Genomic DNA, 24,069 nt, shown 5'->3' with positions numbered 1-24,069 from the left:
CCACCAGGAGAAGACCATGCAATCCATCCATTCGAACCACGCCAAGGCCGCCAGCGCAGAGACCCGGCTCAATCACGAGATCCCGACCCAGTTGTCGCGCTTGCAGGAAGGCCTCGGGGAACTCAGTCGCCGCAGTGATGCGTTGCTCGGACGCCTTGAGAGCGTTCGCCGCACCCCGGTGCCGGATGTTGTCGGTAGCGAAAGGAGCGCCAACGGCACCTCGCCGGCGCCGGCCTACGGCATCCCCCAGACGCCGCTGGGCAGCGTCCTCGACCAGCTGGCCCGCGAGGTCGAGCAGCAGATCCGCACGGTGAACCACGCGATCGACACCCTCGAAATTGCCTGAGGCCCGCGACCGATGATGCCCAGGAAGAAACTGACTGCCAGCGGATTTGCCGTCGGCGTGCTGCTGCGAGCGGTGGAAGACGCTGCGCTGGTGCCGGTCCGCGCCGAGGCCGAGGAGAAGCTGACGGCCTGGCTCACCGCAGCCAAGGCGCGGTACCAGGAGCGCTGCGGCGACAGCATCCCGAACGAAGCGGCCGAGGAATGCGCCCAGGCGTGCTACTCGCTGAACTGCATGACCGGCACACCGGGGAACTACCGGCCGAAGCCGTACGCCGAGTGGCCGGACCCGGCGGCAGCCGCCGACGAGGACATGGCGCGGTGGGCGCAGCCCGGGGAGGCTGCATGAAGCGCGCCGAACGCTTGGCCGCGATGTTGTGGCCCCACCGGATCATGGCGATCATGGTCAAGTCGTCACCGAGCCTGCCGAAGCCCCGGGTCGAGCTGCGTAGCGTCGTCATGACGGCGGACGATGACGAGACCCCGACAGATCGCCTCACACAGCTGCTGCAGCTGGAAGACCGCATGCGCATCCTTGCCCACTGGGACGAGAAGAACTGGCAGGGCGCTCCGCACTACTGGCGCGACTACGAGCTGCATCACATCAGCTCGACGCCAACGCCCGAACAAGCGGACCAGGCCGTACCCGCGGCAGCCGATGCGGCCTTGGCCAAGCCGGCATCGCACACCTTCGTCGCACGCTTGCTTGCCAAGATCGGAGTTCACGCATGAGCCGCCGGTTTGGACGCAACCAACGCCGCAAGGCGCGCGAGCAGCTGGCCGGCCTGGAGAACGAGGTGGCACAGCTGAATGACCTCGTGCGCCTGCAGCGTATCGACCGCGACCGCCACGAGGCAGAGGCGCGCCGCCTGCGCAACGTGGCCGCTGTGTACGAGCGACAGATGGCCGCGTGTCGCAAGGTGCTGGGCGACAGCATCGCACTGCCGCCAGTCGAGCAGCTGGTGGACAGCCGCGACTTTCGCCTGATGTCGGAGGCGGGTTGGCAGGTGCAGCGCATCCATCGGCTGCGGGATGACGACTTCAGCTTCACTCCTTCGGCAGACCCGATGGAAGACCTGATGACCACGTTCGAGACGCTGACGGCCGACGTGATAGAGGCCGGACTGGAGCACCTCGACCGCAAGGGGCTGCACACAGTGCCTCACGCCTACATCACCACGAAGCAGGGCGCGATCATGTACCGCTGCAACCTGGAAAGCCTGGCGCAGATCTCCACTCCCGAGGCGACGGCGCGCGTCGCGCACGTGCTGGCGCGCGAGTTCATCGACACCCTGCAGAGGCGCAAACGATGACGATCATTGCCTGGGACGGCAAGACGTTGGCGGCCGACAGGGCCGCGACGAACTGTGGCTACCGTCGCACGCTGACCAAGATCTTCCGCGTGCCGGGCGGACTGGTCGGGTTCGCAGGCGACGGCTCACGCGCGATGGCGTTGCTCGAATGGTTCCGGAGCGGCCGCGACCCTGCCACCTATCCGGCGTTCCAACGAGGGGACGATGCCGTGGGCTGCATGTTCGTCGGCGAGCGGGGCGAGAACCTCGGCTACCTCTACACCCCGTATCCTGAGGTGCACATGGACCGGTTCGACGCCATCGGCTCAGGGCGCGACTATGCGCTGGCCGCGATGTACCTGGGCCACGATGCGCGCCGCGCGGTGGAAGTCGCCTGTGCCCTGGACAACGGTTGCGGGAACGGCATCGACGAGCTGACGCTTGAGGAGCCGACGCCATGATGACCATTGGCATCGACCTGGCCTCGGGCCCCGATCGCGGCGGCATGGCCGTCCGCACTCCAGACGGTTGGCAATTCATCGAATACAGCCACGGCGAACTGGTCGCGGCTGTCCGCCTGCCCGGGCATCAGGCCGCGGTAGAGGCTGCGCTGCAGGAGCGGGTACGGGCTCACGCCGATCGGCAGGGGCCGTGCGTCACGGTGGAGGAGGCAACTGACCCTGCGGCGGGCATGCGCGCCTACCTTCTCGCCGCGCGCCGTTGGCAGGTGCTCGGATTCGATGAATGCAGCAGCTTCGTTACGGGCCCACTTCCCAGCGAGCGGTTGGCGAAGCGCATGGGCCTCGGGCAGGTCGGGCACCCGGTCTGTGGTGCCCTGGGAACGCACATTCGCGCCGACCGCGGCGGCTGGTCGTTGGAGGCCTCACCCCAGTAGGGATTGGTCGCCCAACAGGGCGGCCAGAAGATGCGGCCCTGCTCACACACCAAGGCCCCATCCCATGACCGTCCGCGCCAAATTCAAAGTTGCTTCGATCACCCGCATGCCTGGCTGGAACGGCCACGCGGAGGTGCAGACCATCAAGCTGCACGCCGTCACCAGCGGCAGCGACGAGAACGCCAAGTTCTTCGCCGCCACGCCGGGCGGCAATGTCGAATTCTCGTGCGTGGTGCCCGCCGTGGCCGCCCAGTTCGACATCGGCAAAGAGTTCTACGTCGATTTCACCCCTGCACCCTGAACACCGGCAGGGTCTGCCGCGTGCGCACCGCGCGGTGGCTAAGCGGGCAGTGCCCGACCTGGCCGGTGGCCACCGTCTTCCCCGTCATGGCAAGGGGCACCCGCCGGTAGCCGCGGCAACCAACCCAGAGGAATCCCCATGCAGTTCACCGGCTCTCGTCTCGCCGCCTTCGCGCTCGCCGCGCTGGCCTTCGCATCCAGTTCCGTGGACGCGGTCGTCGATCGCGTGGCCACCTGTTGCCGCGCCGCCTACCGCTTCGCCTGCGACTTCGTGGCGAGCGTGCCGGCGAAGTTCGCCGAGCCCGTGCTGCAGCTGGTCGCCCGCCCGGTCGAGCTGGTACAGGCCTGTGCCTACGCGGTGGGCCTGGCCAAGCGACAGCGCCCGCGCGTCACGCCCGGCTGGCGCATGTGCCCGTCGACCTGATCGAACTTGCGAAATTTCGCAATTCGGCAATTTCACGCCCACGTGGCGCAAGCCGCTGTCGCAAGAGCAGCCGCCGGGGGCAACCGGCACCGTCAGTAGATCGATGACAAGCGCAGCGCTGCTCCTCCACGCCTAGGTCGGACTGATGGCCCGAACAGGCAGCGCCAGCGGACCCTCCATTTCGCGCGCCAGCGCGCGGCCCAGGGTGTAGTGGGTCGGAAGTATCGGCCGTGAACCTGCGGTCTGGCGAAAGGGGAATGGCAGGGATATTGATCCCACAGGGCGCGGCCAGCGGCGCCCACCCACCTCGCATCGCTGAGGACCATCATCGAAGCGGCGGCGTGGAAGGACACGCGCTGATGCCACGTAGTAGACGACACCGTCCGGACCTGCGAGGGAGCCGGGTTGCGTTGGGCGCTCACGAATCGTGACCTTCACTGAGCCGGTATCGAGCCCGGCCCGCTTCGATGATGGTGACCGCATGACTGGAGCCGGCTGGCTTGCACCCAGCCCGGAAGACGTGACGACAGCATGGCCCCGCCCAGCTTGAGAGATCGCGCGCAATCACGAGCAGCGAAGGTAGCCCGGACCACCATCTACATGCATGACGCGCAGGGACTGAAACGCTGGTTTGACTCGATAGCTTCACAAGCGGCCCGCGCGAGCGGGTGACACCATGCCCCGAAGGTTTGATCTGCGCGGAAATCGGGTCCTTCAATGCCACCTTCGGGTGGCGTTGTCGCTTCTGGTGCGTCACCCCAGTAGAGGTTGGCCGTAGAGAGGTGCGCAGCGACCATCGCCGCCATGACAGCAGCACGGGCCAAGGCCCACCCGATCCCGAAGAAGAAGCCACAGGCCAAGAAGGCCGCGCCGACCAAGCGCGTGGACGGGTTGCTGCCCAAGCAAGCGAAGTTCGTTGCGGAATACCTGGTGGACGGAAACGCCACACAAGCCGCTATCCGTGCGGGCTACAGCCCAAAGACGGCCCATGTGATCGGGTTGGAAAACCTAAGAAAACCTGCAATCGCAAGTCTTTTGCAGGAGAAGCAAACCGTGGTCGCCGCGCGCCAAGATGAGCGGCTGGCGGCGATGGAGCTGACGAGGGAGCGCGTGCAGCGGGAGATCGCCCGCGTCGCCTACTTCGACCCTCGCAAGATGTTCCGCGCCGATGGCACGCCTCTCGAGGTCACCGAACTGGATGACGACACAGCTGCCGCGATCGTCGGCCTCGACATCCTCGAAGAGTGGGAGGGCGTGGGCGAGAACCGCGTGCTGCGCGGCTACGTCAAGAAATACAAGATCGCCAACAAGAACGTGGCGCTCGACCAGGCGTCGAAGATCCTCGGGCTCTACGAGAAGGACCACGAGCAGTCGAAGCCGACGGCGCACGTCGTCGTGGTGCCGGCGAAGGACGCCTCGTGAAGATGCCCCCGGTCATCGACAGCGAGATCCTGTGGAAGCCTGCGCCCAAGCAGGCGCTGCTGCTGTCGGCTATCGACCTGGAGGTGCTGTACGGCGGCGCGGCCGGCGCGGGCAAGTCCGACTGCCTGCTGATCGATGCGCTCGGCTTGCAGCAGAAGGCCATCGAGAACCGGAACTACCAGGCCATCCTGTTCCGGCGCACCTTCCCCGACCTGCGAGACCTGATCGACCGCTCGCAGGACCTCTACCCGGCCTTCGGCGGCAAGTACGACAAGGGCGCCCACATCTGGACGTTCCCGAGCGGTGCGCGCATCGAGTTCGGGCACATGCAGTACGACAGCGACCGCTTCAAATACCGCGGCCGCGCCTTCCAGTACATCGGCTGGGACGAGCTGACGCTGTTCCCGACCGACATCCCCTACCGGTACATGCTGTCGCGCCTGCGGTCGAAGGACCCAGCGATCGCCTGCTACGTGCGGGCGACGACGAACCCCGATGGCCCGGGCTTCCGCTGGGTGAAGGAGTACTGGCGCATCCAGACCGAGGGCGTGTCGACGCGCTTCAAGGTGTCGGTGACCGACCCGGAGACTGGCGAGGTGCACGAGCACGGCCGCCGCTTCATCTCGGCGCGCCTGAGCGACAACCCCCATCTGGCCGACAGCGGCTACCGGCAGACCCTGCTGCTGCTCTCGGCCGAGGAACAGCGCGCGCTGCTCATGGGTCGCTGGGAGACGCCCAACATCAAGGGCGCCTACTACGCCGAACAGATGGAGGCCGCGCGCCTCGAGGGGCGCGTGCGCAAGATCCCGAAGCTGCCGCACGTGCCCGTGAACACGTTCTGGGACCTGGGCTGGAACGACACCACGGCCGTGTGGTTCCACCAGCGCGTGGGCATGGAGCACCGCTTCATCGACTACATCGAAGCCAGCGGCAAGGACCTGCAGTTCTTCGCCGCCGAGATCCAGGGCAAGGGCTACACCTTCGACCGCCACTACCTGCCGCACGACGCCGAGAACAAGACGCTGGCCAGTGGGGGCAAGAGCGTGCGGATGATCCTGCAGAAGCTGCTGCCGGCCCACAAGTTCGAGGTGGTGCCGCGCACCGACAGCCTCGTCTCGGCCATCAACCAGACGCGCGCCGTCATCCCGTCCTGCTACTTCGACGAGGACCGCTGCGCCAACGGCATCGCCGGCCTGGAGGCCTACCGCCGCGAGTGGGACGAGAAGCTCGGCGACTACAAGCAGGAGCCGCTTCACGACTGGGCCTCGAACCCCGCCGACGCCTTCCGCCAGTTCGCGCAGGGCTACCGAGAAATCTACAAGGGCGGCAAGAAGCCAGGCAGCTGGCGTGACCGGCTGAAGACGCACGCCACCCGCAACCGCTCGGCGCAAGCCGCATAAACCATGGCCTCTGCTGTCTACCCCTCGAAGAACACCCCCGCGCCAAAGGGCGACGCCCTGGCGCGCGAGAACTGGTATCGCTACCTCTACGGCCGCGACCAAGGCCACCTCGACTACATGGCGCAGGCGCAGAAGTGCGAGGGCATGTACCTGGGCGGCGGCGAGCAGTGGAGCGAAGACGACAAGGCGATCCTGAAGGAGGAGGGCCGCCCGTTCTACGAGTTCAACGAGATCATGCCGAGCATCAACAGTGCCATCGGCTACCAGATCCACAACCGGCTCGACATCGCGTTCAAGCCGCGCGGCGAGAAGGGCGACCTGCAGACCGCCGGCATCCTCTCGAAGGTCACCATGCAGATCGCCGACCAGGCCAAGCTGCACTGGAAGGAGACCCAGGTCTTCGGCGATGGCGTGATCCAGCAGCGCGGGTACTTCAACCTGCGCATGGACTTCGACCAGAACATCAAGGGCGAGATCGACATCGAGACCCTGGACCCACTGGACGTCGTGCCGGACCCGGACGCGAAGTCCTACGACCCCGACAGCTGGGGCGACGTCATCATCACGCGCTGGCTCACCCTCGACGAGATCGAGCAGCTCTACGGCGCTGACGCGCGCACGAAGGCCGAGGACTCGGGCGATGACGGCGGCGACTGGGGCGAGATGGACGACGAGACGCGGCGCAACCGCTTCGGCGACCGCCTGCGCACCAGCAGCGGCACCTTCGACGCCTACAACACGCTCGAGGGCAAGCTCCTGCGCCGGTACCGCATCGTCGATCGGCAGAAGTGGGTGTTCGAGAAGACGAAGTGCGTGGTCTTCCCCGACACCGGTGACGTTAAGGCCGTGGACGACATGACGCCCGACCAGGTGGCGGCCGCGACCGAGAAGGGCGCTGTGCAGGCCACGCGCATGCGCCGGCGCATCAAGTGGACCGTCAGCACCTACTGCGCGCTGCTGTTCGACCAGTACAGCCCGCACCAGCACTTCACGGTGGTGCCGTACTTCGCCTACTTCCGCCGCGGCAAGACGCGCGGCATGGTCGACAACGCCATCGGCCCGCAGGAGGCCCTGAACAAGGGCGTGAGCCAGTTCGTGGCCATCGTCAACACGGCGGCCAACAGCGGGTGGATCACCGAAGAGGACTCCATCACCAACCTGGAAGAGGGTGAGCTGGAGAAGGTGGGCGGACAGACCGGCCTGCACATCGAGTACGCCAAGGGCTCCACGGCTCCGAAGAAGATCGAGCCGAACCAGGTGCCTTCGGGCATCGACCGCCTGATCGATCGCTCGACCCAGGCGCTGAAAGACGTCACGGTGCCCGATGCCATGCGCGGCAACGACGGGCCCGAGATCGCTGGCGTGGCCATCCAGTCGAAGCAGTACGCCAGCCAGCAGCAGCTCGCCGTGCCGCTGGACAACCTGAGCTACACCCGCGCGCTGCTGGCCGTTCGCATCTACAAGATGATCCAGCGCTACTACGACAGCCACCGGATCTTCCGCATCACCGAGACCGACCAGTTCGGCAACAAGGTCGAGCAGACGCTTGAGATCAACAAGCCGATGCCCGACGGCTCCTACTTCAACGACATCACGGTCGGCGAGTACGACGTGGTGGTCAGCGAGCAGCCGATGCAGGTGACCTTCAACAACAGCCAGTTCACGCAGGCCATGGAGATGAAGAAGGCCGGCATCGCGATCCCCGACCAGATCCCGGTGCGCTACTCGAACCTGCAGGACAAGCAGGAAATCATCGAAGGCATGACGAACGCCAAGGCGCCGGCCGACCCGCTGGCCGAGGCCAAGGCGGCGCTCACGATCGCGCAGGCGAGCGTCGCCAAGGCCCAGGCCTCGAAGGTGGACGCCGAGACCGTCGAGTCGAAGGGGCGCACGATGTACGCCGCCCTGCAGACCGCGCAGGTCATCGCGCAAACGCCTGCGACTGCGGTGCTGGCCGACACGCTGCTGGGCTCGCAGGGCTTCCAGGACATGGATGGCGGCGCGCTGGTGCCGGAGCCCGCCCAGGTGCTGCCCGCCGCGCCCGAGGGCCTCATCCCGAACAACACCAACCCGCTCACGCCGGCCAGCCCAGAGCTGGGCGTGAACGCCGGCATCGAGACACCTGCGAACGATGGCGTGCGTCCAAACCCGATGGCGCGCATGCCTGAGGGGATGTCGGCATGACGCAAGGCATCACTTTGCCCCGTGTGCCGTCGCGCGATGTCACGTTCTATGCGGTGCAGGAGGCGGGCACCTACGCGGCCCGGGTCACCGCTGTCTACATCACCCGCGGGCCGACCTTCGAGGCTACCGCGCGACGTGAGCTGCGCCAGGTGACGCGCGACGAGTCCCGTCGCTTGCAGCACGACCTCTCGGTCGAAGCACTCCGCGCGATCTACGCCCAGGTCGAGGCCCACCGCGCCGTGACCGAGCCCATCCCCAACGACTGATCCACAACCACCACCAAGGAGCCACCCCATGTCCGTTGCCCGTGAAATGCCCCTGTACCAGTGCCACAAGCGCGTCTACGCGCTGAAGATCGCAGAGGTCCTGCACAACCCAAACCCGGATGCCACCGGCCAGAGTGGGGCGTCGTCGCACGGCGCGCGCATCGTGCCGGCGGAGGAGGGCTACGGTGCGTTCAAGGTCGATGCGGCCTATGTGTGTAAGCACAACCCGCAGCCCGGCGGCTACTACGTGGTCTACGAGGACGGCTACGCATCTTTCAGCCCCGCATGGGCGTTCGAGGGCGGCTACGCGCCGGTGCCGTCGCAGATCGAGGAGCAACCGAAGGCCGACTTCGCAACGGTCTCGGGCGCACTCAGCGAGCGCTGGAAAGAAGACGCAGATCGTGCAGGTCGCACTGCGCCTTTTCTTCGTCGGTTCATTGGCGGTGGCGCCGAGCAGCCCGGCGTCTTGACGTTCGGCGAGGCACTGCGACACCTGAAGGATGGCAGCCGGGTGGCCCGCCTCGGTTGGAACGGCCGGGGCCAGTTTGTCTACTTCGTCCCGCCCGCGTCCTACCCCGTCCAGACGGGCGCCGCCACTGCGCACTTCGGTGAAGGCGCGATGGTTCCCTACGACGCGTATCTCGCCCTGAAGACCGTGGGCGGGTCGGTCAGCACCTGGGCGCCCAGCGTGAGCGACTGCCTGGCCGAAGACTGGGTCGTTGTGCCCGCCTGATCAGACCGGAGGACACCTTCATGAAAGCACTCATTCATTGCGAGATGGAGCCGATCGGCATCTCGACCGCAGGCAGCGAGACAGCCCGCATGACGTGGCGCGTGCTTGGGCTGGCCGTGTTCTCGTACATCCGCGAATTCCGCTGACTTTTCAACCACCGCAAAAGGACCACATGGCATCCCTGAACGCATCCAAAGGCCCGGACGAATGGCAGGCCGAAGACGACCTTCGCGCACTCGCGCGCGCCGAGGAGATCAAGAACGACCCGAAGCGATACAAGGCCGCCCTGGCCAAGGCCAAGGAAAAGATCGCCGCCCTGCAGGACGTGCAGGCCGCCGCACCCAAGAAGAACGGCTGATACAGCCGTCGGCCCCCACCAGATCCGCAACCACCAGGAGAACGCATGGCTACCGAAGAGCTTGTGAACGTGACCGACGTCCCCGTGACCGTCGACCCAAAGACCGCCGAGGACCGCGGCGACAACTTCATCCCGAACGACGATCCGCCGCTGCTCGACAACGACGGCAACAGCATCGACCAGCCGGATCTCGACGCCAGCACGCTGCAGGCCCTCGTCGATGGTGCCGAGCATGGCGCCACCGGTGCGCCGGCGGCTTCGCCCGCGCCGGCACCGGCAGCAGCAGCCGATGAAGCCGAAGAAGTGGCGCGCCAGAACGGCGGCCAGATCCCGAAGGGCCGCTTCAACGAAGTGAACACGGCGCGCAAGGCCGCCGAGGCCCGTGCGACCGAACTGCAGGCCGAGAACGAGCGCCTGCGCGCGGCCGCTGCGCCCACTGGTGCGCCGGCACCAGCACCAGCTGCAGCGCCTGCGCCGGCCGCGCCCACCTTCGACATCCAGGCACAGGAGCGTGCCTACACCGAGGCGCTGCTCGACGGCGACACCGACAAGGCGCTGAAGATCCGCGGCGAGATCAACGACCACATCCTGACCACCGCCGAGCAGCGCGCCAGCACGCGCATCCGCGGCGAGCTCACTGCCGAGCAGCAGGCCACCGCGCTGCAGGATGCGTCCGACGCGGCCATCGTGGCCTATCCCTACCTCAACACCACCGAGGGCGCCACAGCGCTGCGCATCGTCGTGGCCACGCGCGACGCCTACATCGCAGACGGCATGAAGCCGCACCTCGCGTTGAACAAGGCCGTGGCCGAAGTGGCGCCGAAGTTCGCGCCGGCAGCAGCCCCCGGGGTCGCTACCCCCAGTAGGGAATTGCCGGCGGCGCCACCTGCGGCGGACACTCGCTCCGCCGAGGCAGTAAAGCGTGGTGCACAGGACTCCAACCTGCAGCCCCCCGCGATCCTGAACGGCATCGGCAACCGGGCCACCCAGGGCCGCATCGACGTCACCACCATGACCGAGGCGCAGTTCGAGGCTCTCCCGGACGCCGAGAAAAAGAAGCTGCGCGGCGACTGAGCCGCGTAGTGGAAGGCCCGGGGGAAGTCACCACCCCCCGGGCGTCACCTGGTGACCTCGTCCGCACGGCTGGACGGTAAAGCAGCCTGGCGCCTTGTCCGCCCCCAACGACATGTTCCCGCATTGGCAGCGCAACGCCTGAACCGACGTTTCAACCCCAAGCAAAAGGAGCATGCCAATGGCTGCAACCAATTTCGCGGCACTCACGCCGCAGCAGAAGATCGTCTGGTCTCGCGACGTGTGGCAAGCCGCACGCGACCAGATGTTCGTCAAGCGCTTCATGGGCACGGGCGAAAACTCCGTGATCCAGCGCATCACCGAGCTGACCAAGACCGAGAAGGGCGAACAGGTGCTCATGCATCTGGTGGCCGACCTGGTCGAAGACGGCGGCGTCGGCGACAACGAGCGCGAAGGCAACGAAGAAGAGATGAAGTCGTACAGCCAGGTGCTGAACATCGACCTCATCAACCACGGCGTTCGCAACAAGGGCAAGCTGGCCGACCAGAAGACGGTCATCAACTTCCGCGAGACCGGCAAGAGCCGCCTGAGCTACTGGCTGGCCAACCGCGTCGACCAGCTGGTGCTGCTGACCATGTCGGGCATCTCGTATGCCTTCATGAACAACGGCGCGCCGCGGGTCGGCTCTGCGTTCCCGACGCTGGCGTTCGCCGCCGACGTGTCGGCACCTTCGGCGAAGCGCGCGCTGATGTGGGACGGCACCTCGCTGGCCACGTCGAACACGGCCTCGATCACCAACGCCTACACGGTCAGCTACCGCATGATCGTGGACCTCATCGCCTACGCGAAGGAGAACTACGTCAAGCCGCTCATGTCCGAGGGCAAGGAGTACTACGTGCTCTTCGTGCAACCGGGCACGCTGGCGCAGCTGAAGAAGGACCCCGACTACCAGCGCGCGGTGGTGGGCGTGGCCACGAAGTCGGGCCTGGACAGCCCGTGGTTCACCGGCGCGACGATCACCGTCGACGGCGCCGTGATCCACGAGCACCGCCTGGTCTACAACACCAAGGGCGCGGCTTCCGGCGCGAAGTGGGGCGCGGCCGGTGCAGTCAACGGCACCCGCACGCTGCTGTGCGGCTCCCAGGCGCTCGGCATGGCCGACATCGGCGTCCCCGAGTGGGACGAGAAGACCTTCCAGTACGCCAGCCAGCAGGGTATCAACGTCGACAAGATGTTCGGCCTGCTCAAGCCGAAGTTCTTCTCGATCTACAACAAGTCCGTCGAGGACTTCGGGATCGTCACCGTCGACCACTACCTGCAGTAAGCAGGCGAGGGCGGGGCTTCGGCTCCGCCCTCACACCCACCACCTTCTTCGCTCCCCCTGTCACTGAAAGGACAGATCATGGCTCTGCAACGCAAATCGGATCGCCAGCCTCGGCTCGTGGCGATCCTCGACATCGGCTTCGCCGATCCCGCCGCCTATGGCACCGCCGAGAACGCGGTGAACCTGCCCGGCAATGCCATCGTCGTGGGCGGCGCGCTCACGGTGCTGACGGCCTGGAACTCGGCCACCACCGCCACGCTGTCGCTGGGCGACGCGAGCGTGGCCACGCGCTACGCCAACGCGGTTGACCTGAAGACGGCCGCGCGCACGGCGCTCACCGTCACTGGCTACAAGCACACGGTCGGCGAGTGGCTCAAGGCCCTCATCGCCCAGACCGGCGCGGCTGCCACGGCCGGCGCCGCCCGCCTCGAGGTCGAGTACGTCGTGCAGGGCCGCGGCCTCTCCAATCAAGGCTGACCACCCTTTCTCCTGGTGAAGTGGACTGGGCCCGCAAGGGCTCTTCAACCCCCGGCGGCTTGATCCCCGCCGGGTTTTTTGCACAAAAGGAAATCTGCCATGAAGCTCTACGCTCCCACCGACGAGGCCGTCTCCATCGGCCTCACCAGCGGCCACATGCTCGTCATCGTGCGCGACGGCACCGAGGTCCCGCCGATGTTTCGCCGCGAAGCCATCTCGCGCGGCTGCCTCACGTCCCCCGACGAGATCGTCGACGCCGAGCACGAACCCGAGTTCGATCGCGCGAAGGTGATCGCCGACGCCATTCGCGCGATGCTCGACGGCGACAACGAGGGTGACTTCAAGACCGACGGCACGCCGAACCTCAACGCCCTGCAGAAGCGCGTGGGCTTCCAGGTCCAGCGCGAAGAGGCCGACAAGATCTTCGCGGCCGTCAGCGCAGAAAACCTGGACGCCTGATGAACGTCGAGCAGTTCATCGCCGCGTTCCGCATCGTCCTGAATGACAAGGCCAACAGCGTTGGCGGTGGCCAGCAGGACGTGCTTTGGTGCGACGAGGAGATCGTCAGCTACCTGAACGAGGCGGTGAACGAGGTCGCCGAGCGTGCGCTGCTGATCGAGGATCACACCACGCCGGCGGCATGCTCGATCGCCCTGCAGGCGGGTGTCGGCGAGTACTCGTTGCACCCGTCGGTGATCAAGGTCAAGCGCCTGACCTGGAACGGACGCCCCCTGCACGAGACCAGCACGGAGGAGCTCGACTGCGAGCACGTGGCGTGGGAAACACTCGCAGGGCGGCCGTGCCAGTTCATCCACACGGGCGCCGATACGCTGCGGCTGTATCGCATCCCGCGGGCCGAAGACATCGCGGCCGCGCCGACCCTCGCGCTGACCGTCTACCGCACGCCGCTGGTGCCCTACACCGTGGATGACCTGGGCGTAGTGCCCGAGGTCAAGACGCTCTATCACGACCGGCTGATGCAGTGGATGTACCGCTGTGCCTACCTGAAGCAGGACACCGACACCTTCGACCCCAACGCCGCGGCCAAGCACGAAGCGTCGTTCATTGCCAGCTTCGGCCAGCGCCCCGACGCCAACGTCCAGCGCAAGCGCCGCGACAAGCGCCCGCCTGTCGTTCGCATGCGGTTCTGAGCATGCGGCGGCCCGGCTGGGTCGCTGCGTGGTGGTGACCACCCATTAGGGTTCGACGCTCTTGCGCACGCCGGGAACACTCCCCGGCATGCCTTCCCGCCCCATCCCCGTCGGCCCCTTCCTGGGCCTGAACAACCGGCTGTCAGACACCGATCTGAGCGCCGGCACGCGGGAGCGGCCGAATGCTCGCTACCTTGGCGGTGCCGATAACGTCGACCTGACGGCGCGCGGCATGCCCCGGCGCCGCGAGGGCTTCGGCCTGCAGCTGCCCGGCAACTGGCATTCGCTGTGGGGCGATGCGCACGGCGCCTACGCTGTCGTCGACGATGCTCTGTGCGCACTGGCCCCGAGCAATGGCGGCATCGCGTCGACGGTGCTGCGCGCCGGCCTGCCCAAGCTGCCCCTGAGCTACGCGCGTGCCGGCAACGGCATCGTGTCGTGGAGCAACGGCCTCGAGCTGCGCTGCATCGTCGACGGCGTGGACTACCCCATGTCGGCCGCGCCGGCCCTGGCGCCCGAAGTGCTGGCCAGCGCCGGCGGCGCGCTTCCCGAGGGGCTGTATATCGTCGCCTTCACATGGACCGGGCCGCAGGGCGAGAGCGCCCCGACGCACGCGGTGCAGGTCGACGTGCCCGCCAACGGCCGCATCGACATTGCCGACGCCGCTGGCGCCACCGTGTGGGTGTCGGGCCCGAACGGCCATCACGTCACCAGCTACGGCGTGGTCACGTCGGTGGCCGTGCTTTCGACAGGTGGCCGCGTCTCGCGCACCCTCAACACCGCGCCGATGCCGGCCGGCCACATCGTGCGCATGCACAACGGCAGCCTGCTCGTGGCGCACGAGAACGTGCTGTTCGTGTCGGTGCCCTACGCCATCGGCATCTACCAGCCGGCCCGCGGCTACGTGCCGTTCCCCTCGAAGGTCACGGTGCTGGAGCCAGTCGAGGGCGGCGTCTACGTGTGCACCGAGCAGAAAACCTACTGGATCACCGACTTCTTCGGCGAGGCGGCCCTCGTGCCGCGCTTCCCCTTCGGCGCCGTGCTCGGCACCGGTGTCTTCTCGCCCGAAGAGATCAAGGCGTACTGGCAGACGCCGCAGGGCCTGGCCGCCGGCGACGCCATCGGCAACGTCGAGCTGCTGCAGGCCAACGACCTGCGCCTGCCGCCCGCCGCTTTCGGTGCAACCCTGTACCGCATGCGCGACGGCCGCTCCAGCGTCGTCACCACCCGCAGCGGTGTTCAACCCAACCGTGCCGCAGCCCTCGCGTGGGCCGACGCCGATGTCATCCGAAAGGAAACCAGCAATGACCTCTGAAATCAAGAGCGGCGCGACCTACACCGTCGAGGTGGTAGCACCCGACGGCACCGTGTCGCAGTGCTCGGTCGAGCACAACCTCGTGCCCACCGAAGGCCTGAACCACATGGCCGCCGCCATCTTCAAGGGCGGCACGCAGGTGAACCCGTGGTTCATTGCGCCCTTCGAGGGCGACTACACGCCCACGCCTGGCGACACCGCCGCGACCATCGCCGCGGCCGCGCAGGAGAGCACTGCCTACGACGCCGCTGCGCGCCTCGAGTTCGTCGAGGGTGCTGTGGCCTCCGGCGCGGTCGACAACTCGGCGAACAAGGCTGAGTTCGTCTTCAACGCCGCCAAGACCATTCGGGGCGTGTTCCTCGTGTCGGCATCGCCCAAGGCGGCCACCACCGGCACGCTGATCTCGGTGGTGCGCTTCGCCTCCCCCAAGACCGTCGACGCAGGCAGCACTTTGCGCGTGGTCGCGGGCTTCGCTTTCGCTTCCGTTTAAGGAGATACCCATGAAACTCTCGACTGGCCTGCGCAACGGACTGCTGTCCGGCGGCTCTCTCAAGGCGCTGCTGGATGGCGGCGAAATCCGCGTCTACGACACGGCCACCGTGCCGGCGTCTGCTGACGATGCGATCGGCGGCGCCACGCTGCTGGTGGTCATCAAGAACAGCGGTGCGGGCATCACCTTCGCCGCGGCTGCCGGCGGCGTGATGCAGAAGGCGTCCGGTGAGGTCTGGTCGGGCGTCAACGCCGCAACCGGCAACGCGCGCTTCTATCGGCACGTGCTGTCGGCCGACGACGGCACGGCATCGACGGCGGCGGTGCGCATCCAGGGCACGGTGGGCCTGGCCGGCGCCGACATGAACCTGTCGTCGGTGGCGCTGGTCAGCGGCGCCACGCAGAGCCTGAATTTCTACTCGGTCGCGATGCCGGCGGGCTGAGTCGCCACCACGGAGCACAGGTAGCCGATGGCCACGATCACCGCCACCTACGACGTTCGCGACGACTTCAACGGAACGGAGCTTGACGATCCGCCGCCGGTGTCGTCGTGGACGGGGCTGGCGGTCGCGCCATTCTGGAACGCGAACTTCCCGGACTACACCTTGTCGGGAGGTCGGTTCATCAGCGACGTCCTGACTGCGAACGTAACTCTCAGCGTCAACCCGTCGGAGGTAGGTTTCGATTCGCGGGTGGTGAAGTCCATGACGGTCGAGATCCAGTGTGGCCGCCCGGCGTCGAACTCGAACGTGATGCGCATTGAGGCGTGGAACGACGATTTTTCCGTCGTTCTCTCGCCGGAAATGCACTTCTGGAACGACGACAGCGTGCAGTTCGGCTTTTATGAAAATCTTGAGACCGTTGCCCTTCCGTCGGCCAGCTCGCACATCTTCAAGATCGTCGTCATCGACAGGCTCACCGTCGAGTTCTACTGCGACGGCGTGCTGCTCGGGACGCGCACAGCGCCTGCAATCAACTGGCGCGAGAACATCCTCCTGAGCATTCGAAACGGCTCATGGGTTGAGTACATCCACGTCTTCGGCGAGGACATTGCGACCTCGACGCCGCCCGAGCCGCAGGCGGCGCCCTTCTGGACTGGCTTCGTGAATTGCTACGAGGTTGGCGGGGCCGGCGGTCCCGGGCCTGATCCGGGTGGCGATCCGGGGGAGTCACATCTGAACCCGATCGACATCACCGCGCCGTTCGAATCCACGCTTGGAGCCATCGACGGTGGAACGCCGATCTGGTACCGAATGACCCTTGGTGCTGGCAACTGGAAGTTCTCGACGGTCACGTCGCCGGACCCTCAGGACTACGACACCTATCTCGCGCTTTATGACGCTGCAGGCGTGGTTGTCGGAGAGAACGAAGACGTGACGGAAGACGACTTTCGATCGGAGATCGTGGCGGCGCTGTCGGCTGGCACGTACTACCTCGCGATCACGAGCTACGGCGGGAATGCCAACGACGATTTCGAGTTGAGCCCCGGTGAAACGGATGTGCCAGCAGGCACGGTCCTTGTGGTCGATGCAGCATGACCGACGAGTTTCCCAAGAACCGGGGAGGCTGGAGCGGCCCAGGCCGCACGGCCGCCTATTCGCTCGCCGGCGAGGGTGACAACAGCCTGAGCTGGAGCCGCAAGCGGCGTTTCGGCGCCGAGGCGCGCAACAAGGGCGGGCACCTCACCGTCAAGGTCGACGCCAACGCCGTGGACGGGTTCTACTCGCTCGGCATTGAAGAGGGGGCGACGGTGGTGCGGGGCTCCACGAATGCCCGCGGCTCGTTCTTCCTGCGCGGCCCGGCGCCGGCGTCTGAGCTGGGCATTCCGCAGCTGCTCGCGCGCGGTGACGGCACGGCCTGGACGCTCTCTGCGTTCACCTACGTGGGCGACGTGAGCAGCGCGTTCGGGCTGAACCGGCTCTATCGCATGGACACCTACATCACGCGCGACGGCAGGACGCCGACCGTGCGCCCGCCGCTGGCCTCTGTCGGTGCGTCGGATGGCGCTGGCACGCGCACGGCGTCGGTGTTCTCGACCATCGGCGCGCGCCGCGACGGCCGCCACGAGCACGCGATGGCGTTCTCTGCGCTGGATGAGGACGGCGATCACGTCATCGGCGTGGCCTTCGACGACAGAGAAACCCAGCGGGTGGTGATCGGTGCGAAGGTGGCGGGCCAGATCATCTTCCCGCTCGCCTTCAACCGCCTGGGCCCGAGCACCTTCCTCGGCCTCGGCGGCGCGTTCTTCTGGCGCGGCGCTGTCGTGCCAGGCTACGACCGCACCGCGCACCCGGGCCTGTTCTTCTTCGCGTCGACCGACGGGGGCCACACCTGGGCCACGTTCCCCGCGCCAGCCATGACGGCGCACGAACAGGCGCAGTACCTGGCCAACACCGGGCCGCTGGGTGCCTGGGAGCTGTGCAACCGGACGGCGATGAACACCGGCGCGACCATCGTGCCGCTGTCGCGCACCACCGCGCTGGTGTACGCCGTGCTGTCGTCGCCGGACGAGGCGCCGCCCGGCCCGTGGACGCCAGGCACCCGATACCCGAATGCGCGCGTGCGCGTGGGCGCGGCCGACCTCGAGGCTGGCACCGTCTCGCTGCTCGGCACGCTCTTCGATCCGCCGTTCGCCGCACTGGGCACCGACTACCTCGCGCAGGCGTTTCCGCGCTGGGAGCGGGGCGCCCACATCGCGCCCGGCGGCGGTGCGCTGGTGTTCTTCAACGACGCCGACTACAGCGCCAACTGGACCGCGCAGCCGACGATCTACCAGACCAACGGCGGCCCGCTCGAGCTCGTGGGCAGCATGCCCTTCCAGGCGGGCAGGGCGGGCGTGCCGCTGGCTGTCTCGCCGACCCAGCTTTTCATGCCCGTCTACGACGAAGAGACGCACGTGCTCTTCGAGTCGAAGAACCGCGGGCTCACATGGTCGAAGCGCGCGACCATCTCCACGAAGGCCACCGAGGCGCTGCCGGGGCCCGCCGGCGCCAACACGGGCCCGCGCTCTTTCGGCGCCGTCGTGTACCTGCGCGATGACGGCCGCGCCAAGAATGCGACGCCCGGCGCCCCCTGGCTGTCCGACGACAGGATCACACCCCCATGACCAACGCACTCAAGCGGGAAGGCTACGGCTACACGATCCCGGCGACGCCCTACGTCCCCTACCGGCCGGCGTACACCTACCTCGACCCCATCTTCGGCTACACCCAGCCCAACGGCTGGAGCATGGACGTGGGCTCGCCCAGCGCCAGTTCCAACGGCGGGAAAGGTTCCGGCTCCGGCATCCTGCTGCCCGACGGCACTTGGCTGCCCGCAGGCTATTCGGTCGTGGTGAAGGGGGTCAAGCCGCCCAACACACCGGGCGTCGGGGTCACCATCCCGGTCGGAGGCACGCAGCCCACGTACGGCATCGTCGGCTACAGCATCGTCACGGTGCCGGAGCAGCCGGAACAACCCGGCGCGCCAGGTGGACGCATCTCGGTGCCGCCGGCTGGCTGGACCGCCTTGGCCCGGTCGATGAAGGGCATCGCCGCGGGCGTGGCGCGCTTCACCGTCCCTGTGGGCGTCAGCGGGGTGGTGATCGGCCTGGCCGAGTACTCCGTACCCAACGGCGGCTACGGCCACATCCGGCACGGCCTGCGGTTCGGTGGCGATCGCGTCTACAACGCGCGCACCGGCGTCGATCTGGGCGAGTTCCTCGACGATGACGAATTCGAGATCACCTACGACGGTTCGGAGGTGGTGTTCCTGCAGAACGGCGACGAGATCGACGCCGAGCCGTCCACCTACCGCGCCGAGCCGCTGTACCTCACGGCCACGATGTACGACGTGGGCGACATGGTGGACAACCCCGGCTTGGTCGAGGAAGGCCACGGGCGCAGCGAAAGCACACTGCCGCTGCTGGCCGCCTTTGCCTTCGAGAGCGACTATGCGCAGGCCGTCACGGTCCTGCCGGCGCTGACGGTCGACGCCAGCTCGGGCACCGACTACGCGCACGCGACGCTTCCCGCGCTGGTGGGCCTATCGGGTAGCGCCAGCGTGTACGGCGCCGTCATCGGCTCGCTGCCCGCGATCACGGGCATGAGCTACGGCGGCATGGCGCCCGGGGCCGGCGCCAATGCATGCGACATCTCGCTGCCCGTGCTGATGGGCTCGGCGGTGGGGCTGACCGGCGGCACTGGCTCTGCCGAGGTCAACCTGCCGGCGCTGGCCGGCCTGGTGGCCGAGGGCGCCTACGGCGAGGCCAAGGCCACGCTGCCGCTGATGACGGTGTTTGCCTTCACGGAAGGCAACGACGAGGCCTACGCGCTGGAGACGTTGGCCACCAGCACCGCGGCGGCCGCCAACGCCACGCTGCTGGTCACGGTGCTGGAGCACGTCACGCTGGGGTGCACGGCCGTGCCCTCGACCCTGCTGGATGCAGTGATTCGGGAGGTCATTAGCGCTGCGCCGTCGGTCGCGGTCGAGCAGCTGCTCGAGGTGGTGGCGCGCACCTTCATTCAGGCGGGCTCGACCGGCGTGCTGGAAGGCGCCACGGGGCGCACGGATCAGGACACCTGGGTCTGGCATGCCGATGCCAAGGGCAGCACGGTGTACCGCAGCTATCCGTTCAACAGCTTCGCGGTGATCGACGGCAAGCACTACGGCGCCAGCGCTGACGGCCTGTTCCTGCTGGAGGGCGACGACGACGCCGGCGCGCCGATCCACGCGAGCTTTGACCTCGGCGAGATGGATTTCGGCTCGGCCGCGATGAAGACCATCACCGAGTGCTACGTGGGCATGTCGGCGAAGGGAAACCTGTTCCTCAAGGTCATCGCCGAGGGCCGCGAGTTCATCTACAAGACGCGCAGCTTCTCCGAGCACATGCAGCAGCAGCGCATCACTCCGGGCAAGGGCCTGAAGACCAACTACGTCACGGTGCAGTTCTTCAACGAGGACGGCGCCGACTTTGAAATCGACACGGTCAGCTTTCTCGTGGCCGACCTTCAACGGAGGATCTAGCAATGCCGATCGTCACAGTTCCCGATCCGATCACCGGCGGTGCCGGCGCCGCGGTCACGACCACGCAGGTCATCAACGCGATGTGGGACAACTCCCAGACGCGCACCAACGAATCGAACGCACGCATCGCCGCCGGGCTCGGCGACATTGGCCCGGCACCGATCATCGGCGTGCCGGTGCTGGACAAGAGCTACGTGCCGCCGCTCGCGCCGCAGCTGCAGGACCCGAACATCGCGAACGGTGAGGCGATGTACAACACACAGCTGCAGAAGCTGGTGAACCTGATCGGGCAGGGGATCGCCGACTTCTTCCAGAACTACTTCCCGCTCGGACCTTACGACCAGGCTGTGGAGTGGCTTCGCAAGGCCATCGTGGATGGCGGGACCGGTATCAACGCCGGCGTCGAGCAGCAGCTCTGGCAGCGCGGCAAGGCCCGCGTGCTGGAAGAGAGCATGGAGGCCGAGGACAACCTGACGGCGGGATGGGCCGCACGCGGCTACCCACTGCCGCCCGGCGCGCTGGTCCACGGGCTGCAGCGCATCCAGTTGGACCGCAGCCGCAAGTTGGCCGAGATCAGCCGCGACATTGCCATCAAGAGCTTCGACACCGAGCTCGAGAACGTGCGCTTCGCGGTGGCGCAGACGCTGGACCTGCGCTCGAAGGCAATGAGCGCGATGGCCGACTACATCCGCACGCTGATGATGGGACCGCAGACGGCAATGCAGCTGGCCACCGGCTTGGCCGGGTTGGAGCTGGATGTGAACCGCTCGATGGTGGCGCTGTACTCGGCCGAGGTGCAGGCGCTGCAGCCGCGCGTGCAGCTCGCGATCGAGGATGCCCGGCTGCAGGCTGGCACGAACGAGGCAAACCAGCGCTCCATCGTGGCCACGGCCCAGTCGAAGGCGGACCTGGCCAAGGCTGCGGCCACGATGCTGGCCTCGCAGGCCAGCGCGGGCATCAACGCTGTCAACGCCTCGGCATCCATCAGCGGCAGTGACAGCACATCGGGGTGATCGCACCCCAGTAGGGTTCGACGCTGTTAGGGGTGGGCGGCAGCATCCCACCCCATGGCTGCATACAAGCTCAACCTCCGGATTGACCAGGGCGCCACGTTCACCCAGCTGGTGACGTGGAAGACCGGCAAAAAGCCGGCCGTGCCCGTCGATCTGACCGGCTGCACGGCGCGCATGCAGGTGCGCGAGAAGTTGGATGCGCTGGCCGTTTTGGTCGAACTCACCACCGAGAACGGCGGCATCCTGCTAGGCGGCGTCAATGGCGTTGTGACGCTGCGCATCGAGGCTGACGCCACGGCCGCCTACACCTGGCGCGCTGGCGTCTACGACCTCGAAATCATCTTCGCCGACGGCACCGTGCGGCGCCTGATGTCCGGCTCTGTAAGCGTGTCCTTCGAGGTGACGCGATGAGCTGCGAATCGCTTGAGGTCGATGGCTGCGAGACACTGGTGCTGGAGGTGGAGGCGCCCGTCCTGCTGGAAGTGGCAGAGCAGGGCCCACCTGGGCCTCCCGGCGCTCCTGGTGAGCCAGGTCCACCCGGCACCACCGACTACAACGACCTCACCAACAAGCCGACGCTCGGCACGGCCGCTGCGCAGAACGTCGAGGTCTTCGCCACCGCGGCGCAGGGCGCCAAGGCCGACTCGGCGGTGCAGGCGCCCGCGCTCAGCACTACCAACAGCAATGTCGACAGCCTATCCACGTCCACCTCGTCAGGTCTGAGCACCGCCGCCAGCGGCATCGCCAGCCTATCGACGGGCCTAAGCACCGCGCTGTCTTCCGGCCTGAGCACCACGAACAGCGGTGTAGTGAGCCTGTCGACTTCCTCGTCGTCGGGTCTCAGCACGGCCACGAGTTCGATTGTCAGTCTCTCGACCTCCACGTCGAGCGGCTTGAGCACCGCCAGCAGCCGAATCGCCAGCCTGTCGTCGTCGGCCTCGACTGGGCTCAGCACCGCGACGAGCGGCATTGTGAGCTTGTCCACGTCGCTCAGCAGCACCAGCAGCAGTGTGGGCAGCTTGTCCACCTCGGCGTCGTCGGGGTTGAGCACAGCGACCAGTGGTATCAACAGCCTGTCGACCTCGACATCCACCGCACTCAGTACGGCGGCCTCGAACGTCTCCGCGCTGGATTCGCAGAACGTCAAGCTGACGGGCGCCCAGAGCATCACGGGCCTCAAGACTGTCTCCGTCCCACTTGCCGGCTCCTCTGGTACTGCAGTGGCTTGGTCCGTGGCCCCCACGGTCACCCAGACGGGCACGGCGGGCTACACCGCGCTCGACGTGAGCGTCACGCAGACCACGGTGGGCTCCGGTGTGCCTCTGCTCCAACGCTGGGCCGTGAACTCTGTGGTGTACGGCTCGATGCGCAGTAACGGACACCTCTCCACGCGAGGACTCGTCACTGCCGGCAGTGTCGATGGCCTGACCACGGGAACGTCGTACCTCAGTGCGCTCGGTTCGTTCGCTGTGGCGCCGACCACGCTCACGGTGGACACCACATTGGGCATCACCCACGGTTCCATTCTCTTGAATCCGACGACCACGCCGGTCGTCATCACGCTGCCTGCCGTCTCTACGTGCCCCGGGCGTGTGTACCCCATCAAACGGCTCGATGGTGTCCTCGGGGCGCACACTATCGTGCCGAATGGTGCCGAGCTGATCGACGCCTCGAACCGGCCTTACCAGCTGACGCGCCAGTACAGTGGAGTTGTTCTGCGGTCTACCGGCACCCGGTGGGTCACCGAGGCGGTGTTTGAGCCGCTGGCAATTTCGCAGCAGGCTCCCGTCGTCAACATCATGAGCGACAGCGGGCGCGGCACGGTCAAGGCCAACCCGCTGTCACGCGCCGTGGGGGCCTTCAATGCTGCACGTATCGAGGCCTTCCTGGCCGCGAACAACGGGGCCGGCGCCTGGGCCGAAGTCGGGAAGTTCATCCACGACAACACGACCAACGGCGGTGGCATGGGCGTGCTCACGGCGACTACGAGCGATCTGCTTGCGGCCATGGGTCGCACGTCTACCTCCGCCCGCTACGGCGTCGAGTTCTACATCGTCGAACGTACGGCGGGCACCGGCACGTCCCTCCCGTCCACGACGTACCTTAACAACTACTTGGCTACCACCAATGGAGGCGCGGCGATGTTCGGTGCAGGCAACACCTGCACCTTCGTTGGCTGGCTCCGGTGTATCGACCTGAACCAGTTGGTCATCCGGGGCGGCAGCGTGTGGCTGAACGGCACGCGCGCTACTGGCGGTGAGGCGGTCATCACACCTGCTATGGGCTGGGTTCACGTCCGTGTGGTGGCACCGTCGGCCATCGGCTACGACAACGCCTTTCCGTACGTCTACACCGAAGTGGGCCAGAAGTGGCAGCTCGCTCTGCCGGGCTTCTTCCTCGGCTACGTAGACCCGGGCATTCACCTCGCCCCGCTCGCCACCATCAACGAACTCATGCCATGACCGAACCCACCGTCATCACCACCGAGGACGAGTACGTCCGCTGCAAGGACCAGGTGCACCGCCAGACCATCGAGCGCGATGCACTGAACGTGACCATCGCCGACATCAGCAACGCCTGCGCGGTGTGGGAGTCCGAGCACCCGGCGCCCGCCAATCCCGAAGCCCAGGCCTAACGCCGGAGAAACC

General features: G+C 67.0%; 31 protein-coding genes. 30 read left to right on the top strand and 1 reads right to left on the bottom strand.

Translation table 11 applies throughout. The features are described 5' to 3' along the window. Positions 1-16: 16 nt before the first annotated feature. From AC57B8_RS32830 to AC57B8_RS32695, 28 genes are all read left to right on the top strand, one after another. Positions 17-346 carry a hypothetical protein gene (locus tag AC57B8_RS32830; RefSeq protein ID WP_496481915.1) on the top strand — a complete coding sequence of 110 codons (330 nt, stop codon included), beginning with the start codon at positions 17-19 and terminating at the stop codon, positions 344-346. A gap of 12 nt (positions 347-358) precedes the next feature. After that, complete coding sequence (locus tag AC57B8_RS32825; protein ID WP_496481914.1) at positions 359-691, top strand: hypothetical protein; 333 nt, start codon at positions 359-361, stop codon at positions 689-691. After that, positions 688-1,074, top strand: a complete 387-nt coding sequence (locus AC57B8_RS32820; protein ID WP_496481913.1) for a hypothetical protein — start codon at positions 688-690, stop codon at positions 1,072-1,074. The genes AC57B8_RS32825 and AC57B8_RS32820 overlap by 4 nt, the downstream gene beginning before the upstream one ends. After that, positions 1,071-1,655, top strand: coding sequence for a hypothetical protein (locus AC57B8_RS32815; protein ID WP_496481912.1), 585 nt, complete (start codon positions 1,071-1,073; stop codon positions 1,653-1,655). The genes AC57B8_RS32820 and AC57B8_RS32815 overlap by 4 nt, the downstream gene beginning before the upstream one ends. Further along, positions 1,652-2,095: a hypothetical protein gene (locus AC57B8_RS32810; RefSeq protein WP_496481911.1), complete on the top strand. Its 444-nt coding sequence runs from the start codon at positions 1,652-1,654 to the stop codon at positions 2,093-2,095. The genes AC57B8_RS32815 and AC57B8_RS32810 overlap by 4 nt, the downstream gene beginning before the upstream one ends. Continuing rightward, positions 2,092-2,529 (top strand): hypothetical protein, encoded by a 438-nt coding sequence (locus AC57B8_RS32805; protein WP_496481910.1) that lies wholly within the window; start codon positions 2,092-2,094, stop codon positions 2,527-2,529. The genes AC57B8_RS32810 and AC57B8_RS32805 overlap by 4 nt, the downstream gene beginning before the upstream one ends. Positions 2,530-2,593: 64 nt before the next feature. Beyond that, positions 2,594-2,830 (top strand): hypothetical protein, encoded by a 237-nt coding sequence (locus AC57B8_RS32800; protein ID WP_496481909.1) that lies wholly within the window; start codon positions 2,594-2,596, stop codon positions 2,828-2,830. A gap of 138 nt (positions 2,831-2,968) precedes the next feature. Beyond that, on the top strand, positions 2,969-3,253 hold the full coding sequence (locus tag AC57B8_RS32795; RefSeq protein WP_496481908.1) for a hypothetical protein: 285 nt from the start codon (positions 2,969-2,971) through the stop codon (positions 3,251-3,253). Positions 3,254-4,057: 804 nt separating this feature from the next. Next, positions 4,058-4,675: a terminase small subunit gene (locus tag AC57B8_RS32790; protein ID WP_496481907.1), complete on the top strand. Its 618-nt coding sequence runs from the start codon at positions 4,058-4,060 to the stop codon at positions 4,673-4,675. A gap of 2 nt (positions 4,676-4,677) precedes the next feature. Continuing rightward, the gene (locus AC57B8_RS32785) at positions 4,678-6,075 is read left to right on the top strand and encodes a terminase large subunit domain-containing protein (RefSeq protein ID WP_496482258.1); all 1,398 of its coding nucleotides are present in this window, start codon (positions 4,678-4,680) and stop codon (positions 6,073-6,075) included. Positions 6,076-6,078: 3 nt separating this feature from the next. Then, a complete protein-coding gene (locus tag AC57B8_RS32780; protein ID WP_496481906.1) occupies positions 6,079-8,259 on the top strand; it encodes a portal protein in 2,181 nt (726 codons plus the stop codon). Beyond that, positions 8,256-8,525, top strand: a complete 270-nt coding sequence (locus AC57B8_RS32775; RefSeq protein WP_496481905.1) for a hypothetical protein — start codon at positions 8,256-8,258, stop codon at positions 8,523-8,525. The genes AC57B8_RS32780 and AC57B8_RS32775 overlap by 4 nt, the downstream gene beginning before the upstream one ends. Before the next feature lie 28 nt (positions 8,526-8,553). Continuing rightward, on the top strand, positions 8,554-9,258 hold the full coding sequence (locus AC57B8_RS32770; RefSeq protein ID WP_496481904.1) for a DUF2829 domain-containing protein: 705 nt from the start codon (positions 8,554-8,556) through the stop codon (positions 9,256-9,258). Between the two features lie 20 nt (positions 9,259-9,278). Continuing rightward, complete coding sequence (locus tag AC57B8_RS32765) at positions 9,279-9,404, top strand: hypothetical protein (protein WP_496481903.1); 126 nt, start codon at positions 9,279-9,281, stop codon at positions 9,402-9,404. A gap of 26 nt (positions 9,405-9,430) precedes the next feature. Continuing rightward, positions 9,431-9,616 carry a hypothetical protein gene (locus AC57B8_RS32760; RefSeq protein ID WP_496481902.1) on the top strand — a complete coding sequence of 62 codons (186 nt, stop codon included), beginning with the start codon at positions 9,431-9,433 and terminating at the stop codon, positions 9,614-9,616. Positions 9,617-9,661: 45 nt separating this feature from the next. Further along, positions 9,662-10,690, top strand: a complete 1,029-nt coding sequence (locus tag AC57B8_RS32755) for a hypothetical protein (protein ID WP_496481901.1) — start codon at positions 9,662-9,664, stop codon at positions 10,688-10,690. A 178-nt stretch (positions 10,691-10,868) separates the two neighbouring features. Next, entirely contained in the window at positions 10,869-11,972 is a 1,104-nt protein-coding gene (locus tag AC57B8_RS32750) for a N4-gp56 family major capsid protein (protein WP_496481900.1), read from the top strand. Positions 11,973-12,050: 78 nt separating this feature from the next. Further along, positions 12,051-12,449 carry a hypothetical protein gene (locus AC57B8_RS32745; RefSeq protein ID WP_496481899.1) on the top strand — a complete coding sequence of 133 codons (399 nt, stop codon included), beginning with the start codon at positions 12,051-12,053 and terminating at the stop codon, positions 12,447-12,449. 99 nt (positions 12,450-12,548) lie between these two features. Then, positions 12,549-12,908: a hypothetical protein gene (locus AC57B8_RS32740; RefSeq protein ID WP_496481898.1), complete on the top strand. Its 360-nt coding sequence runs from the start codon at positions 12,549-12,551 to the stop codon at positions 12,906-12,908. Continuing rightward, positions 12,908-13,600, top strand: a complete 693-nt coding sequence (locus AC57B8_RS32735; protein WP_496481897.1) for a phage adaptor protein — start codon at positions 12,908-12,910, stop codon at positions 13,598-13,600. The genes AC57B8_RS32740 and AC57B8_RS32735 overlap by 1 nt, the downstream gene beginning before the upstream one ends. A gap of 88 nt (positions 13,601-13,688) precedes the next feature. Then, the gene (locus AC57B8_RS32730) at positions 13,689-14,915 is read left to right on the top strand and encodes a hypothetical protein (protein WP_496481896.1); all 1,227 of its coding nucleotides are present in this window, start codon (positions 13,689-13,691) and stop codon (positions 14,913-14,915) included. After that, complete coding sequence (locus tag AC57B8_RS32725) at positions 14,905-15,405, top strand: hypothetical protein (RefSeq protein WP_492729438.1); 501 nt, start codon at positions 14,905-14,907, stop codon at positions 15,403-15,405. The genes AC57B8_RS32730 and AC57B8_RS32725 overlap by 11 nt, the downstream gene beginning before the upstream one ends. Positions 15,406-15,415: 10 nt before the next feature. Continuing rightward, on the top strand, positions 15,416-15,847 hold the full coding sequence (locus AC57B8_RS32720; protein WP_496481895.1) for a hypothetical protein: 432 nt from the start codon (positions 15,416-15,418) through the stop codon (positions 15,845-15,847). Positions 15,848-15,874: 27 nt separating this feature from the next. Then, positions 15,875-16,942: a DVUA0089 family protein gene (locus tag AC57B8_RS32715; RefSeq protein WP_496481894.1), complete on the top strand. Its 1,068-nt coding sequence runs from the start codon at positions 15,875-15,877 to the stop codon at positions 16,940-16,942. Beyond that, the gene (locus AC57B8_RS32710; protein ID WP_496481893.1) at positions 16,939-18,510 is read left to right on the top strand and encodes a hypothetical protein; all 1,572 of its coding nucleotides are present in this window, start codon (positions 16,939-16,941) and stop codon (positions 18,508-18,510) included. Before AC57B8_RS32715 ends, AC57B8_RS32710 begins: the two co-directional genes overlap by 4 nt. Beyond that, complete coding sequence (locus tag AC57B8_RS32705; protein WP_496481892.1) at positions 18,507-20,408, top strand: hypothetical protein; 1,902 nt, start codon at positions 18,507-18,509, stop codon at positions 20,406-20,408. Before AC57B8_RS32710 ends, AC57B8_RS32705 begins: the two co-directional genes overlap by 4 nt. 2 nt (positions 20,409-20,410) lie before the next feature. After that, positions 20,411-21,421, top strand: a complete 1,011-nt coding sequence (locus AC57B8_RS32700) for a hypothetical protein (protein ID WP_496481891.1) — start codon at positions 20,411-20,413, stop codon at positions 21,419-21,421. A gap of 54 nt (positions 21,422-21,475) precedes the next feature. Then, a complete protein-coding gene (locus tag AC57B8_RS32695; RefSeq protein WP_496481890.1) occupies positions 21,476-21,832 on the top strand; it encodes a hypothetical protein in 357 nt (118 codons plus the stop codon). A gap of 139 nt (positions 21,833-21,971) precedes the next feature. Here the strand turns inward: AC57B8_RS32695 and AC57B8_RS32690 are convergent, their stop codons facing one another. Continuing rightward, entirely contained in the window at positions 21,972-22,589 is a 618-nt protein-coding gene (locus AC57B8_RS32690) for a hypothetical protein (protein WP_496481889.1), read from the bottom strand. Between the two features lie 64 nt (positions 22,590-22,653). On the opposite strand from AC57B8_RS32690, the gene AC57B8_RS32685 reads away from it, so the two are divergent. Together AC57B8_RS32685 and AC57B8_RS32680 are read left to right on the top strand one after the other, a co-directional pair. Continuing rightward, entirely contained in the window at positions 22,654-23,883 is a 1,230-nt protein-coding gene (locus AC57B8_RS32685) for a hypothetical protein (protein WP_496481888.1), read from the top strand. Then, positions 23,880-24,056 carry a hypothetical protein gene (locus AC57B8_RS32680; RefSeq protein ID WP_496481887.1) on the top strand — a complete coding sequence of 59 codons (177 nt, stop codon included), beginning with the start codon at positions 23,880-23,882 and terminating at the stop codon, positions 24,054-24,056. The genes AC57B8_RS32685 and AC57B8_RS32680 overlap by 4 nt, the downstream gene beginning before the upstream one ends. The last annotated feature ends 13 nt before the right edge of the window (positions 24,057-24,069 follow it).

The organism is Variovorax sp. BGA-UO-ETr-C22 (assembly GCF_059567965.1).
The sequence above is the reverse complement of the archived record's forward strand: the minus strand, read 5'-3'. Positions and strand labels throughout refer to the sequence as shown.